Here is a 14,088-nt window from a genome sequence, read left to right on the forward strand (position 1 = left end):
GCGCATCAGCGCCAGCATTCCGCCGTGCTGCTGCCTTGCGCCAGCTGCAGATTGCCTTGCCGCCCATCCTGCGTCAAGGTGTAGTTGCCACAGCGGTCCCGCTGCTGCGCTCCCGGTTTACGAGTTGCCACCAGCGTATAGCGCGCAGGGCTGTTGCCTTCGGCAAAACCAATGGTGTAGCGCTTGTCCGGCAGGTCCTGCCAGGTCAGCGCGGCGGGCAGCTCCAGCGGATAGACACCATTGGCAGTGGCAGCGCGCTCCAGCCATTGCGCAGCCTGGAATAGACCCGTTCGTGCGTCGGTGCGGTGCCCCCGGCGCACATATTCGCTGTAGTTGGGCAAGGCCACCGCGCTCAGGATGCCGATGATGGCCACGACAACCATCAGCTCCACCAGGGTCAAGCCCGCGTTGGCCGGCGAGGACCGAATCTGCATGCCGGCCCTTTTCATCGCGCCTGGCGCCAGGTGGGCCGGATCGGCACTTCGGGCAGATCACGCAGCGATTCGCCGTCGAGGCGGATGCGCTGCTGCCCCTCATCATCGCGCACGCGCAGCATTGCATGCGGGCCGGCGCCCAGCGACATGCGCGATGCCCGGCCGTCGGACTGCGCATCAAACACCCCATCGCCATCGGCATCCAGCAGCTGCAAGCGCGGCCGCGAGCCATCGATGGCATTAACCAGGCTGAAATACTGGCGTGCGGCAGTGCCTTCCGCCGGCTCGCAACGCTCCGGGCCAGGGTCGCTATCACGGGCATGCGCGGGCACCTCGCTGATCACTGCCAGCAGGTTGCTGCCGCTGTAAAAACCCAGAGGCTGCAGCAGGCGCTCGCCTGCTTCGGGCAGATCAAGGTACCAGCCTCGGTGCTGGTTCCAATCCAGCGCGTCGGCGCCTTCGCTTTCGTCCATCGCCCAGAACTGGCGGCCATCGCTGCTGCGGGTATTGACGGCGCTCGGGTTGATGCGGCGCTGCAGCAGCTGACTCTGCGCCACCGGGCTGGGCAAATCGGCATCGCTGCCCAGTGCCGACTGGCATTGCGCATCGGCGGCCGAGGCGCAGACCTCGACCCGCTCACCGTGCGCCCCCACCCTCTTGTAGCGGCTGGTATCGAGCACGGCATAGAGGCTTTGCACACTGTCATCCTGCGGGTCCTGGCGGCTGGCATTGCGGCCGGTGCCAAAGGCCACCATCAAGCCGCCGACGGGCACCTGGCGCTGGCCGCCCGCCTGCTGCAGCGTGCGCAGGCGGTCGTTGCTGCGCACCAGGGGCGCCGTGCTGATGGGCTGGGGCCGGCTGCGCTGCCCGGGCGCGCTGCGCGTGCCGCCCCGGGCCTGGTAGAGCGGTACGCCCGCTGTGCCCTGGTTGCTGGTCGTTGCCGACAGCGCGCCCCACTGCGCCACACCCCATGCAGCATCGTTGTCGGCGCTGATCAGAAACTTCCAGAGATTGCCCTGGTTGTCACCGGCATAGACCACATCGGGCCGGCCATCGCCATTGATATCGACCAGCCTGGGCGCGGACAGGCCGTTGTCTTGCACAAAGCGGCACGCTGCCTGCGGCGCGGCCTGCTGCCGGCAGGCCTGCGCCGTGGTGGCGCCGGTCGCCACCAAACGCAGCAGCTCTTGCGCGCCGTCGAGGTACTGGATCAGCAGCACCGGCCTGCCGTTGGTGCTGTTGTAGCCATTGCCCAGCACCAGCGCCCAGCGGCCGTTGTTGAGCGGGGCGATTTGCGTCGTGCGCTGCGGGTCGATGTCGTCGCGGGAGGGGCTGGCAGTGATATGGCCGATATCGGCAAAGGCCTCGGCCAGCTGTGTGCAAGCCTGCCATGCCGCGCCCGTCTCCGCATCGCAGCGCGGTGCGGATTCCGTCGCATGCCAGCTGCGGTCCATCAGCACCAGACCGGCGGCTTGCGCCTCGGCAAACCCGGTCTCGGGCTCGGTGACATCGAGCACAAAGTAGCCCTTGCCTCCCGCACCCAAGGTGCCTGCCAGCAAAGTGCGCCAGCGCGGACTGCTGGTGCTGCCCAGGTTGGCATCCCCAGCCAGTGGCGAGCCGTCGACAAAATAGCGGTGCTGGCCATCGTAGCCTGGGCTGGTCAAAGCACGCAGACCGGGGATCACGCCCCGGGGCACATAGGCGATCTTTTCTTCGCCGCTGCGGGCCGAGAAGCCGTGCAGCATGCCGTCATTGCCACCGACATAGAGCATTGGCAAGCGGCTTTGGTGGCGCAGCACAAAGTCGAGATAGCCCGCGTCGGTATGGCGCGCAGAAGGCCTGCCCAGGTACCAGATCTGCGAATGCACGATATCGCCTTGGCGCGAATGCCGGTTGCGCAGGCGGCCGCCGTGCTGGGCCTCATGCCGGCGCTCGCCCCGCAGGTAGTTCAGCCACTGCTCGCCGCTGGCCTGGCCCTGCGCGCCATCGGCGTGGCCTTGCAGGGCCAGCTTGTGCACCGCACTCAAGTAGCTGTCATCCGCAGCCCAGCGAAAAGGCACGCCGCGCTGCTGCACATCGCCCCACGTCAGCACCAGGCGCTGCTGCCAGGCAATCGCATCGAGCTTGTCCGCCGTTGTCTGCCCGCCCCAGCCGGGTGCCGGCTGCAAGCGGCCATCGCTGGCCATCGCCTGGGCCTGAATGGCGCCAGCCCAGGCACGGCCGGGGTCGTAGCTGGCCGTGACCAACAGGGCATCCTGCGCAATGGCCTGGCTGGCGCTGACCGCGCCTGTGCTGGCAGCCGCTGCGCGCTGCGCGCCGCCCGTGTTCTGGGCCTGTATCTCTGCGAAGATTCGGCGCAGCGCTGCTGCCACGTCGGGCGCCTCGGTTGCTGCATAAAAGCGCCCTCGCCCATTGAGGGCCGCATGCCACAGGTCCAGCGCGCGCACGCCCTCGCCTTGCGCATGCATATCGGGCCAGACGGCCTCCCCTTTGGCCAGCGCTGCAAAGCTGCCGTCATAGCCCAATGGCATGTGCTGCGCAGGCGCCAGGATGTGGGGCGCGCCGGGCCAGGTGCTGGCCTCCCGTCCAATGCCAACCGTATAGGTCTGCATATGGGGCCAGCTGGCGGGGTTGTAGCGGGGGTTCCAGTAGCGCTCCAGCTCGGCAGGCGGGCCAAGGCCATCGGCAAAACGCTCGCTGCGCGGCGCATCGCGGTAATCGGCTTCAGGCAGCAGGCTGCCGCTCAGGCCTGCGCGCTGCAAAGGGTCGGCCCAGCTGTGAAAAGCCCAGTCCGCCAAGGTGCTGGGCACCGCATCGCTGTAAAGCTGGGTGGCGGCCCTTTGCGCGGCACTGCCACCGCCATAGACCTGGCCATCGGGCAGGACTTTTGCGCGGCTGTGGTCGTCTTGCGCGCCGCCGGTGGCCGGGCCATCCCAGCGGCTGCCGGCCAGCACAATGTGGTAGTTGCGGCGGCAGCCCAGGTAGCTACTGCTGGCAGCAGTGCCAGCGCCCGGTTGGCTGGACCAGGGGCCTTGCGGGCTCAGCGGCCTGCGCAGGTACGCATCGGCCTGGCCGAACAGGTGGTGCAGGTCGCTGCTGTGGCCGGTACGGAGCGAGCCGGCAAAGGCCAGAGCATGCTGGCGATGCCGGCCTTGCAGCGCCTGCATGCCGTTGCTGGCCAGACGCGGGCTGTTGACCGAGCTGGCGCCAGACCGGCGGCGCTGGCCTTGCACCATGCCCGCCGGCCCGCCACCGGGCGCTGCGCCATGGTTCCACATCGCCTGCCAGGCCAGGCGTATCGCGCCATCGGGCAGTTGCTGGTGATCGCCCAATACGTCCTTGAGCGCATGGCGCAGCACGGCGATGCGCTGCGCGCGCGCGTCCCAGATGCCCTCGCCACCGGGGGCGGTGATGCTGGCCAGACCGGGCTCGGTGCTGCCCATGCGGCGCTGCATCGCTGCCGAGTCATCGACGGAGACAATGACATTCGGTGCCACGACGGCGCTGGCGCCACCGGCAGGCTCGGTGGCCAGCTCCAATGACGCGGCCGCAGCCGGTACCAGAGCCGCCCACGCCAGTGCCAGGCTCCGAGCGCTGGTGGAGTTGCGGCGTGAAACCCTGCCGGTGTGCTTGCCATTCATAGCTGCCTCTCAGTCTTTGCGCCGGGGCCGGGCGTAGCTTTGCTCCAGTACCACCAAGCTGTCCGGCTTGCGGCCAAAGGCGGCGGCGGTGATGCGGTAGACCACATGCGGAGACAGGCCCACCAGTTCGAGCTGCTGCGCAGGCGCATTGCTGATCAAACCGGGTTGGCTGTCGATATAGGGGATGACCTCGATCCAGTACCAGCCACCGGCCTGTGCGTCACCCCGCTCAGCCAGAATGGGATGGGCCGGCCGGTCTGCATCGCCCAGCTGCGCGCCGGTGTACTGGCCATAGCGTGCGCCCGTGCCAGCGCGTATCAGCGCAAACAAATCCTGCTCGCCGGCTTGCCGGGCCGGCGTACCTGCGGCAGGCGCATTCCAGATATCCTGGCGCCCGACGCGCTTGGCACAGAGCGCATCGATGCAGCGTTGCGGCTGGGCGCTGAGCGTTGCCAAGAAGGCAGGCAGGTCGGCGTTCTCCATCGGTACCTTGGTGGTGCCCCCGCTGCGGCACACACTGGCTGCCGCCCCATGAGGCAGGCCGCCATAAGCACAGGGTCGGCCATCGGCCCGCTCTCCGCGAATATCGAGTTCGGCGTCCAACAGCAAGGCTTCTGCAGCTTCAAAGGCCCGCTGGTAATCGGCATCGTTGCCGACCACCAGTTCGCCATACCAGGCGGTCCGCGCCGCCCATAAGGCCAGCAGCATCGACAGCATGCTGAAGACCAGCACTGTCAGCAACGCGGCACCCCGTGCGTGCTGCGCAAGGCTGCCAGGATGAAGGTAGTGAGGGCGTCTCATAGGCTGCCCTGGCTGCGCAACTGGAACAGGTTGCGAAAGACGCGGTGCATCCGCTGTTTGCGCGGCCCCGGCAGATCGGCGACGGCCACCCATTCGCCATCGCAACCGGTATAACCGCTGCCTGCCGGCAACGAGGTGGGCCGGCTGCCAAAGAGCACCAGGCACACTTCCACCGCCACCACCTCCGACCAGTCGCGGCCCGCCTGCTGCGCATTCACATACTGGAGCTGCGGCTGCGCCGTGCCCGCTGCCTGCATGCGCAAATAGCGCAGCTCAAAGGCCGCTACGTTGTCGACCAGCGGCTGGGGCGACGCAGCGGTATCGTTGCCGCCACAACGCAGCACATGGCCGCGCAGCCTGAAGTGCGATTCCAGGCGCTGATCGGCACTGGCATCCACCGGCCCGCCCAGGCAGTTGCGCGCTTGCGCAGCCAGGCCGGGCTGGGCAAAGACCGGCTCCTTGTAGCGCCGGTAGCCGGTCACCAGGCTGTTATGGCTGCCGCGCAGCGCATCCATTCGAGGGGCATAGCCACGGGCGCTGCCTGAGGCTGGTGCCGTGGTCTCGAACGCTGCTGGCGCCAGCGCGGCGCTGACCGATGCACCGGCGCCGGCGGGCAGGTTCAGGTTGAGGTACAAACCGCCCGCCTGGCGCAGTTGCAGCCCGATGATGCGCAACGCATAGCTGGCCTGCTGCTGCAAGTGGCTGGCATCGCTGACGGTCAGCGACAGGCTGCGGGAAGCCAGCATGGCCATGCTGGCAGCGGCGATCACCAGCAAGCCCAGCGCCATGCCCACCATCAGCTCGACCAGACTGAAGCCTTGCTGCCTGCTCTCCGTTAAGCGGCACGGCACGGAAGTCAGCGCAAAGGCCCCGGCCGGACGGATGTGGCGCGGCATATCAAGTCCCCCCGCAGTGGTAGTGCACGTTGCTGCCCATGCGCTCCACCGCACAGCGTGCGTTCAGGGCCAGGTACTGCAAATGGCAGGTGTAGCGCAGATCACCATCGTCATCCTGGCAGACCACCTCGCCGCCGCGTTCCGCTACCGCGTCGGCGCGGGCTCCTTCGCCGACACTTCGGGTGCTATCGACCGGGTTGCGGTACGGCGCGGGGTCGGGCGAGCCCCGCATGGCATGCGAGCTCTCGGCCCAGCGGATCATCACGCCCAGTTGGCGCCGGTTGGCGGCCTGGTTTTCGCCCGGTGCCAGAAAAATCCGGGACTGCCCCAGCGGCAGGCTGCGTGCCACCTGCAGCCGCCACTGCGCCAGTTCGTGGTCCGCCAGCTCCGCAGCGCTGCAGGGCCGGGCGCTGCATGCAGAGGCCGGAGGCGCCTCCGCCGCGTCCTGCCAGTCGCTGACGTAGCGGTCCAGCTGGTCCCAGGCATGGGGGTTGGCACGTATGCGTTCACCCAGGTCTTCGATCAAGCGGAGGGCCTGCACGCGCCGGGTGCTGGTCTGCGTATCTGCAAGCGTGCGCAACTGCATCCCCAGCATCGCCAACACCCCGAGGACCAGTACCACGATGGCCACCATCGACTCCAGCAAGCTGATGCCGCGCGAGAAGGAGGCTTGGGGATGGGATGGCATGAACATAGGCAGGCGCCCTTTCAGCCCCGTACAGGACAGGGCGGCCTGTCGGCAACCCGCACGCGGCCGCCTCGGCTGGTGCACAGCCCTTTGGCCGCGGCATCCTGCAGGCCTTTGCCCTGGGGGAGCAGCGAAAAGCTGAAACCCGCCACCGGCATGCCCCAGCGGTCAAAGCGGATGCCCTCCCCCAAGCTGCTGCGCTGCACCTGCAGACCTGGCGGCACCTCATAACGCTGAAGGACCAGGGCATCCGGCGCACATTGCTGCTGGCCCAGTTCATGCGCACAGACCTGCCAGCCACAGCTCCAATCGTTGGTTCGTGCGCGCGCCTGGCAGTGCCCGCTGGCGGCGATGCGCTGCAACGCGATCCGCCCACTGCGTTTGACCGCCTCGGAGCGTGCAAGATGGATCGCCGAATGCAGGGCCTCCAGAGACTGCTGCACGCGCCAGCGCTGCAGCAGGCCGCTGAAACTGGGCGCGGCCAGCCCCGCGATAATCGCCAACAGGCTGATGACGACCATCAGCTCAACAGCGGTCAGCCCCCGATGCCTGCGCAAACATCGATATCTCCATAAATTAATGAAAACTATTGAATTCATAGTTTTGATTATTTATATTTCATGCCACCGCGTAAAGCCCTCTTTCCATTAAAAAATTAAATTCGCTCGCGTTGAAAACCAGGCCATGCAGCGCTGGCGCGGTCTTGCGCCGATAATCGCCAAGCCGGCCTGCCGTTGACTGCCATGCGTCTAGGTATGGCCCCTATTGCGACAAAGCTCCATGACTGATCAATCGATGCAAACCGCGCTGGACCTGGCTGCCAGCGCCCTGTTCATTACCTCCCCCAATCCCCGCGTCGGTTGCGTGCTGGTGGCTGCCGATGGCCAGGTCATCGGCCAGGGCCACACCCAGCGTGCCGGTGGGCCCCATGCAGAAATCATGGCCTTGCGCGATGCCGCTGCTCGGGGCCACAGCACCGTGGGTGCCACCGCCTATGTCACGTTGGAGCCCTGTGCCCACCATGGCCGCACGGGCCCTTGCTGTGAAGCGCTGGCTGCAGCCGGTATCGCCAAGGTCGTAGGTGCCATCACGGACCCGAACCCGCTGGTCGCCGGCAATGGCTTTGGCCGTTTGCGGGCTGCCGGTGTCGAGGTGGTGGTGTGTGCGCCGCAAGACGGCGGGGAGGCCTCGCGCGAGCTGAACATTGGCTTTTTCAGCCGCATGGTGCGCAGGCAACCCTGGGTGCGGCTCAAGGCGGCGATGTCGCTCGACGGTGCCACCGCGTTGCCCGATGGCAGCAGCCAGTGGATTACCGGCGAGGCCGCCCGGGCCGATGGCCACCATTGGCGGGCCAGGGCTTGCGCGATCCTGACCGGCGTCGGCACCGTGCTGGCCGATGACCCGGCGCTGGATGTGCGCTATGTGGACACCCCGCGCCAGCCCCGGCTGGTGGTGCTCGACAGCCAGTTGCGCACGCCTGCGCAGGCCCGCATCTTTGCGGCGCAACGCGAGGTGCTGATCTACACCCGCAGCGACGACAGCGCCCGCCAGGCCGCACTGGAGGCTGCTGGCGCGACCATCGTGCGACTGCCGGGTCAAGCCTCAGCAGATTCCAACGCCCGCATCGACCTGGCGGCCTTGATGCAGGACCTGGGCCAACGGGAAGTCAACGAACTGCATGTGGAAGCGGGTGGCATCCTGAATGGCGCGCTACTGCAGGCGGGGCTGGTCGATGAATGCCTGTTCTACCTGGCGCCCAAGCTGGTCGGCCAGGGACTGCCCGCGTTTGCCGGTATGGCACTGCAGCAGCTGGACCAGGCGCCGGCCTTGGACATCCGCTCCATCGAGCCCTTGGGCGCCGACTGGCGCGTGCTGGCCCGTGTACAGGGCCATGGGGCGTTCTGAGTCAGGCTTGCTGCAGCGCCGCTGACTCGGCCCGGCAAACCGAAGGTTGGCGCTTGCCAAACCCCAGGCCGTCCAGGCGTGCGACCAGGCTTGGCAGCGACCTGCCACCGCTGGTGTCAGCGGGTGGTGTCAGCGGGTGGTGTAGCCAAGGCAGGCGCCCGCATTGGGCAGCCCCTGGCATTCGCGCAGCAGGCGGCGGTCGCGCTCGGCCGGGGTTTCAGCACTGCTGCTGCGCTGGCGCTTGACCTTGACTTTGGCCGGCTTCTTGGGCGCCTGCGTTGCCTCGGTCTTTTTGGGGCGCGCTGCCCAGGCATGGGAGGGTGGCATCGCGATGGCCGCCAGCACCAGGGCGATGGTGTAAAAACGCAGTGATCGGTGCATCAGCAGCCCTCCTCTTGGCTATTGCAAATAAGATTTCGGATGTTTTCTGCAATCCTAGCGAGATGCTTGCAGAAACCACCTGGGCACAAACCCTGCTGGGGATCAACGCACCGGTACCAGCACGTTGCGGCGCCACGACGCCCCAGCCGCCTGCCGCTGTACGACAGCGCCGCCAAAGCACAGCGGCGGCACCCGCAATGGCCGCCGCTCACGCACAATAGCGCCAGCCCACTGATTGAACCCTGCTGCCATGCCGATAGCTCTGCCGACCTCCACCCTGTCCCCGTCAAGTTCTGTCCCGAGTTCATCATGGCGCAAGCTGCGGTCCGGGCTGGTATGGGTGTGCACCAGCTTTCTGCTCAGCGCATGCGCCAGCAAGCTGCCGGCCCAGGTGGATCGGCCCGCGTCATCAGCCCAGCCCCCGGCGGCCAGCAGCCCGCTGGTGCAGATCAGCCAGCAGCGCCAGAAGGCGGAAAGCAAGGCAGGCGCTGGCGCCTCGGGTTTTGAGATTCTGGCCGGTGCGCAAGCGGCCTACGGCGCGCGGCTGGCCTTGGTGCAAGGCGCCAAGTACACGCTGGATGTCCAGTACTACGCGATCCACGCCGACGCCAGCACCGCGCGTTTGCTCGAAGGGGTGGTGAACGCAGCGCGCCGGGGCGTGCGCGTGCGCGTGCTGCTCGATGACTTCCACGGCACCGGGCGCAACGCCCAGGTGATGCGGCTGGCCTTCGAGCCCAATATCGAGATGCGCATGTTCAATCCGCTACCCGGCGACCGCGACTCGCCGATCAGCCGCATGTGGAATGCGGCCACCGATTTCCAGCGCGCGCAGCAGCGCATGCACAACAAGCTGTTCCTTGCCGACAACACGATGGGCATCATGGGCGGGCGCAATCTCGGCGATGCCTATTTCGACAACGACGAAAGCTCCAATTTCCTCGACACCGATGTCCTCGTCGTGGGACAGGCGGTACAGGACCTGTCCAGCAGTTTCGACACCTACTGGAACAATGAGCGCGCCTACCCGGTGCAGTCGCTCATCAGCAAGCAGGAGCTGGAGGACATGCAGAAGACCTTGTTGGCCCGGCCCAGCAAAGGCGGCGACAACGATGCAGCCGACAGCCCTTCTACGCCGGCAGCGCGCGCGGCGACCGGTGGCGCACTGCCTTCCCCGCCGGATGGCGAACCGCGCCCGGGCGGCGCCATCTCCGAAGAGCAGCGTGAACGTGCCTGGGATATGCAGCCGATGGACCTGCGCAGTGTTCCGCTGGTCTGGGCCCACTCGGTGGTGATGGCGGACGCCCCCAGCAAGATACCGTCAGTCGATTCCGATGGCCAGACCAACCCGCTGAGCGCCGCACCGGGCGTGCTGGAGAACAAGCGCCTGGCACAACTGCGCGTGCTGGCCGAAACCCGCAACCCCGGCCACAGCCCCAGCGCAGACTCGGTGGTGGATGGCCTGGTGCAGCTGCTGGGCTATGCCAAAAAGGATTTGCTGATCGTCTCGCCGTATTTCGTGCCCGGTGAAACGATGCGCCAGGCCTTCAAGGATGCGGTGCAGCGCGGCGTGCGGGTGCGCATTCTGACCAACTCGCTGTCCTCCAACGACGCGCCGATTGCGCACATCGGCTATGCCCGCCACCGCGAAAACCTGCTGCGTGATGGTGTCGAGCTGTATGAACTGGTCAGCGACGAGAGTGACCTGCGCGCCGCCTTTGGCCTGGGCAGCGGGCAGAACAGCTTCCGCGAAGGGCGCCGCGTCATGCTGCACAGCAAGGTGCTGGTCCTCGATGGCCAACTGCTGGTCGTCGGATCGATGAACCTGGACCAGCGCTCGAAGTTGCAGAACACCGAGATCGCGGTGCTGGTGCGCAGCCGCAAGCTATCTGCCCAGGCGGCAGACATGATTGAAAAAGGGCTGGAGAGCGCCGCCTGGCATGTGGTGCTGAAAGATGGCGACCTGGTGTGGCAGGCACCGCAAAACAGCCGCCTGAAGGACCAGACCACCGAGCCGGATGCCAGCCTGCCACTGCGGCTGATGCTCAAGATCATCAGCCCCTTCACGCCCGATTCCTTGCTCTAAGCAGCCACGCCCGTCGAGGCGTGCTGCTGCAAGCCGTTCAGCCAGACGGTGATCGCCGCCTGGTCCGTCATCACCCGCACATGCTGGTAGGCGTCCTCGGCTTCAGGAAAGGCCCGGCGCATCAGATTCAGCCATTGCTTCAAGCGGCCGGCGTGCTGGCGCGGCTCCAGGTCCTCGCAGACCAGGTGCCAAAAGCGCAGCAACGCCGGCAGCAGGTCCGGCCACTGCACATCGCGCAGACCGGCGGGCAGCGGCTGGCCATCACGCTCGGCAACCGCTTTGCGGATGCGCCAGGCCAGGCCCGGGTCAGCCACAATGCCACGGCCCAGCATCAGGTCCTGGCAACCGGATTCGGCCTGGCAGCGCAACGCGTCCTCCACGGTCCAGATCTCGCCATTGGCGATGACGGGGATGCGCACGGCCTCGCGGATCCGCGCAATCTGGTCCCAGTAGGCAGGCGGGCGGTAGCCATCGAGCTTGGTGCGGCCATGCACGACCAGTTCGCAGGCACCCGCCTCCTGCATCGCCAAGGCGCAGTCCAGCATCAGCGCCCGGTCGTTGAAGCCCAGGCGCATCTTGGCCGAGACCGGCATGGCCGCAGGCACGGCCCCGCGCACGGCGCTGACCACCGCATGGATGGCGGCCGGGTCTTGCAGCAACGCGGCACCGCCACCATGGCGGTTGACCACCTTGGCCGGACAGCCAAAATTCAGGTCAATGCCCTCGGGCGACAGCGCCGCCAGCTGCACGGCATTGGCCGCCATGCTGGCGGCATCACTGCCCAGCAGCTGGGCGCGCACCGGTGTGCCCGCAGCAGTACGGCTGCCGTTGTGCAACTCCGGCATCGTGCGCAGGTAGACCTTGTCAGGCAGCAAGCTGCCGGTAATGCGGATGAACTCCGAGACGCAGCGGTCGGCACCGCCAATGCTGGTGAGCACGTCGCGCAGCACGAAATCGAGCAGGCCCTCCATGGGCGCAAGCAACAAGCGCATGGCTGGCCCCGTTCAGCAAGCGCCCAAGGATGGGGCCACTGGCATCATCCGGCAGATCACCAGGCCACCTGCAGGCGCCACAGCGTGGTCATCTCGGCCGCACGGGCCTGGTGCAGCGGGTTGGCGGCATCCTGGGCCTTGGGGTGGCGGGGGCGAATGTGGTTCTTGCCAACGACTTGCAAGCCGGCTTGGGAGATCCAGGTGAGCAGCTCCTCGCGGCTGCGCAGGCCCAGGTGCTCGGCAAAATCGGACAGGATCAGCCAGGCCTCGCCCCCCGGCACCAGGTGTGCCGACACGCCTGTCAGAAAGCCACGCAGCATGCGGCTGCCTTCGTCATAGACCGCACGCTCGACCGGCGCGCTGGGCTTGGCGGGCACCCAAGGCGGGTTGCAGACCACGAGAGCCGCCTTGCCTTCGGGGAACAGATCGGTCTGCGCCAGCTCCACACGCGTGTCCACCCCCAGGCGTTCCAGGTTCTCCTTGGCGCAGGCCAGTGCACGCGGATCGGTATCGGTGGCCAGCACTTTCTGGATGCCACGGCGCGCCAGCACGGCAGCGATCACGCCCGTCCCGGTGCCGATGTCATAGGCCAGCGACTGCTTGGCCAGTGCGGTCGGCAGCGGCGCCTGGGCAATCAGGTCCACATACTCCCCCCGCACCGGCGAAAACACACCATAGTGCGGATGGATGCGGTCATAGGCCTTGGGCGCCAGCTTCGCCAGCGCAGGGATGTCCACCCCCTTCTTGCGCCATTCATGGGCGCCCACCAGCGCCTGCAGTTCGCGCAAGGACACCACCTGGGCCACATCGCCCTCAGGCGCGCCCCAGGCATCAGCGCAGGCGGCCTGCACCTGTGGCGCTCTGCGCAGGTGGATGGTGTACTGCGGATCCAGCTCGATCAGCACCATCGACAGCACGCGGGCGCGCTGCGCCTGCAACTGGCGCTGCTGGTGGAAGGGCAATGCCAGCTGCGGCGTGAGCATGCCAGCCACGGCAGGGGCGGCAGGCTTTTTCTTGGCCTTGCGCTCTCCGGTCTTGTCCAGCCGGCGCGTCAGCGACTGCAGCAGCATGCGCGCATTTTGAAAGTCACCGCGCCACAACAGCCCCGTGCCTTCGCAGGCCATGCGGTAGGCCACATCGGCGGGCAGGGTGTCATCGGCCAGCACCACGCGGGTAGCAGCGGCAGCGCCCCGCTCGCTGCGCCAGCGCGCGCTGCGGGACTCGCCGCCTTCCTCCCAGTGGATGGTGGGAAAACTCTCTGGCTGGGCAGTGGTCATACAAATGCTTTCTGGGGCAGACCAGCGCGGTGCCGGCTGCCAAGGGGGAAAAAAACAAAGAGGCCGTCCAGGACGGCCTCTTGAGAGCGAGGCATCACCGCCCTGCCAACGCAGCGCCGGTGCATGCCTGGCCAGCAAGGATCAGCGGTTCATCAACGAGCGCTGCATGCGCACTTCTTCGATCTTGATGGCACCGACGGTCGCCGTCTTGGCGGTCGACATCTCGCGTTTGAAACCGGCAGACTCATGGAAACGCAGCGCGCGCTCGTTGCGCAGCGGCACCCAGGCGGTCACCGAGGTGCAGCCCTCTTCGGACAGGCCATCACGCGCCGCATCCCACAGCGCCACGCCCACACCCTGGTCCCAGTGGGTGGGGGCTGCATAGATCGCCCAGATCTCACCGGTGGTGGGACGGGTCTTGGCATCGCGCGAACGGTCAAAACCGATGAAACCGACGATCTTGTCGTTTTCAACGGCCACTTGCACCTGCGGCTCGCAGTATTCGATGGCTTCGCGCCAGTAAGCCTGGCGCTTTTCGACGGAAGAGATGGACTTCAGCTGGTCATCGGGCAAAACGCCGCGATAGCTCTCCACCGAAGCGGCGGCATGGATTTGGGCAATGGCTTTGGCATCACGGAGAGTTGCGGGACGAACCTGGATAGTTTCAGACATGGATAACCGAAAACAAAAATCAATGAATTAACCAAAAAGCACGCATATCTCGTCGTACACTGCGACCATCACGCCCGGCCGGGTGTCAAGTGGGGATGGAGCACCCTGAGGCTCAACATCCTCCCACCTGCAACACACCATGGCTCACGCAGCATCAGCAGGCAACAAGGCACTGCTGAGGGCTTTTTTAAGGGCATATGGAAGAGTCAGCGCGTGAACAGCGCGCTGCAGAGATATGGTGCGCGAAAGCCCGCCATTGTCTCACTCCTGACATCATTTGGGTAGCCCCACAACCCGCTTGTAGGTCAATTTGTGCAG

General features: G+C 66.6%; 12 protein-coding genes. 2 read left to right on the plus strand and 10 right to left on the minus strand.

Going from position 1 to position 14,088, the window contains the following annotated elements:
* Nucleotides 1-5 precede the first annotated feature (5 nt).
* From ACHWUQ_RS04290 to ACHWUQ_RS04315, 6 genes are read right to left on the minus strand one after another with little or no spacing between them, the layout of a single operon-like run.
* Nucleotides 6-434, minus strand: coding sequence for a type IV pilin protein (locus tag ACHWUQ_RS04290; protein ID WP_394680436.1), 429 nt, complete (start codon nt 432-434; stop codon nt 6-8).
* Between the two features lie 11 nt (nt 435-445).
* Entirely contained in the window at nt 446-4,075 is a 3,630-nt protein-coding gene (locus ACHWUQ_RS04295; RefSeq protein ID WP_394680437.1) for a pilus assembly protein, read from the minus strand.
* A gap of 9 nt (nt 4,076-4,084) precedes the next feature.
* Entirely contained in the window at nt 4,085-4,876 is a 792-nt protein-coding gene (locus ACHWUQ_RS04300; protein WP_312835364.1) for a pilus assembly protein PilX, read from the minus strand.
* Nucleotides 4,873-5,772: a PilW family protein gene (locus ACHWUQ_RS04305; RefSeq protein WP_394680438.1), complete on the minus strand. Its 900-nt coding sequence runs from the start codon at nt 5,770-5,772 to the stop codon at nt 4,873-4,875. Before ACHWUQ_RS04305 ends, ACHWUQ_RS04300 begins: the two co-directional genes overlap by 4 nt.
* Before the next feature lies 1 nt (nt 5,773).
* Complete coding sequence (pilV, locus tag ACHWUQ_RS04310) at nt 5,774-6,460, minus strand: type IV pilus modification protein PilV (protein WP_394680439.1); 687 nt, start codon at nt 6,458-6,460, stop codon at nt 5,774-5,776.
* Between the two features lie 20 nt (nt 6,461-6,480).
* Nucleotides 6,481-7,059, minus strand: a complete 579-nt coding sequence (locus ACHWUQ_RS04315; protein WP_394680440.1) for a GspH/FimT family pseudopilin — start codon at nt 7,057-7,059, stop codon at nt 6,481-6,483.
* 181 nt (nt 7,060-7,240) lie between these two features.
* Between ACHWUQ_RS04315 and ribD the strand changes: the two genes are divergently transcribed.
* A complete protein-coding gene (gene ribD / locus ACHWUQ_RS04320; RefSeq protein WP_394680441.1) occupies nt 7,241-8,365 on the plus strand; it encodes a bifunctional diaminohydroxyphosphoribosylaminopyrimidine deaminase/5-amino-6-(5-phosphoribosylamino)uracil reductase RibD in 1,125 nt (374 codons plus the stop codon).
* A 129-nt stretch (nt 8,366-8,494) separates the two neighbouring features.
* Here the strand turns inward: ribD and ACHWUQ_RS04325 are convergent, their stop codons facing one another.
* Nucleotides 8,495-8,746 carry a hypothetical protein gene (locus ACHWUQ_RS04325; protein WP_394680442.1) on the minus strand — a complete coding sequence of 84 codons (252 nt, stop codon included), beginning with the start codon at nt 8,744-8,746 and terminating at the stop codon, nt 8,495-8,497.
* A gap of 250 nt (nt 8,747-8,996) precedes the next feature.
* Here ACHWUQ_RS04325 and ACHWUQ_RS04330 point away from each other — a divergent pair, with 250 nt between their 5' ends.
* Nucleotides 8,997-10,829, plus strand: coding sequence for a phosphatidylserine/phosphatidylglycerophosphate/cardiolipin synthase family protein (locus ACHWUQ_RS04330; RefSeq protein WP_239809147.1), 1,833 nt, complete (start codon nt 8,997-8,999; stop codon nt 10,827-10,829).
* Here the strand turns inward: ACHWUQ_RS04330 and ACHWUQ_RS04335 are convergent.
* The 3 genes from ACHWUQ_RS04335 to ACHWUQ_RS04345 all read right to left on the minus strand — a co-directional run bounded on the left by ACHWUQ_RS04335 (nt 10,826) and on the right by ACHWUQ_RS04345 (nt 13,770).
* Nucleotides 10,826-11,821 (minus strand): tRNA dihydrouridine synthase, encoded by a 996-nt coding sequence (locus ACHWUQ_RS04335; RefSeq protein ID WP_394680443.1) that lies wholly within the window; start codon nt 11,819-11,821, stop codon nt 10,826-10,828. The genes ACHWUQ_RS04330 and ACHWUQ_RS04335 overlap by 4 nt on opposite strands.
* Before the next feature lie 56 nt (nt 11,822-11,877).
* Nucleotides 11,878-13,098, minus strand: coding sequence for a methyltransferase (locus tag ACHWUQ_RS04340; RefSeq protein WP_394680444.1), 1,221 nt, complete (start codon nt 13,096-13,098; stop codon nt 11,878-11,880).
* A gap of 141 nt (nt 13,099-13,239) precedes the next feature.
* Complete coding sequence (locus ACHWUQ_RS04345; RefSeq protein WP_021025922.1) at nt 13,240-13,770, minus strand: GNAT family N-acetyltransferase; 531 nt, start codon at nt 13,768-13,770, stop codon at nt 13,240-13,242.
* Nucleotides 13,771-14,088 lie beyond the last annotated feature (318 nt).

Source organism: uncultured Comamonas sp. (assembly GCF_964277875.1).
In the GTDB taxonomy this organism is placed as follows: Bacteria; Pseudomonadota; Gammaproteobacteria; order Burkholderiales; family Burkholderiaceae_C; genus Comamonas; species Comamonas sediminis.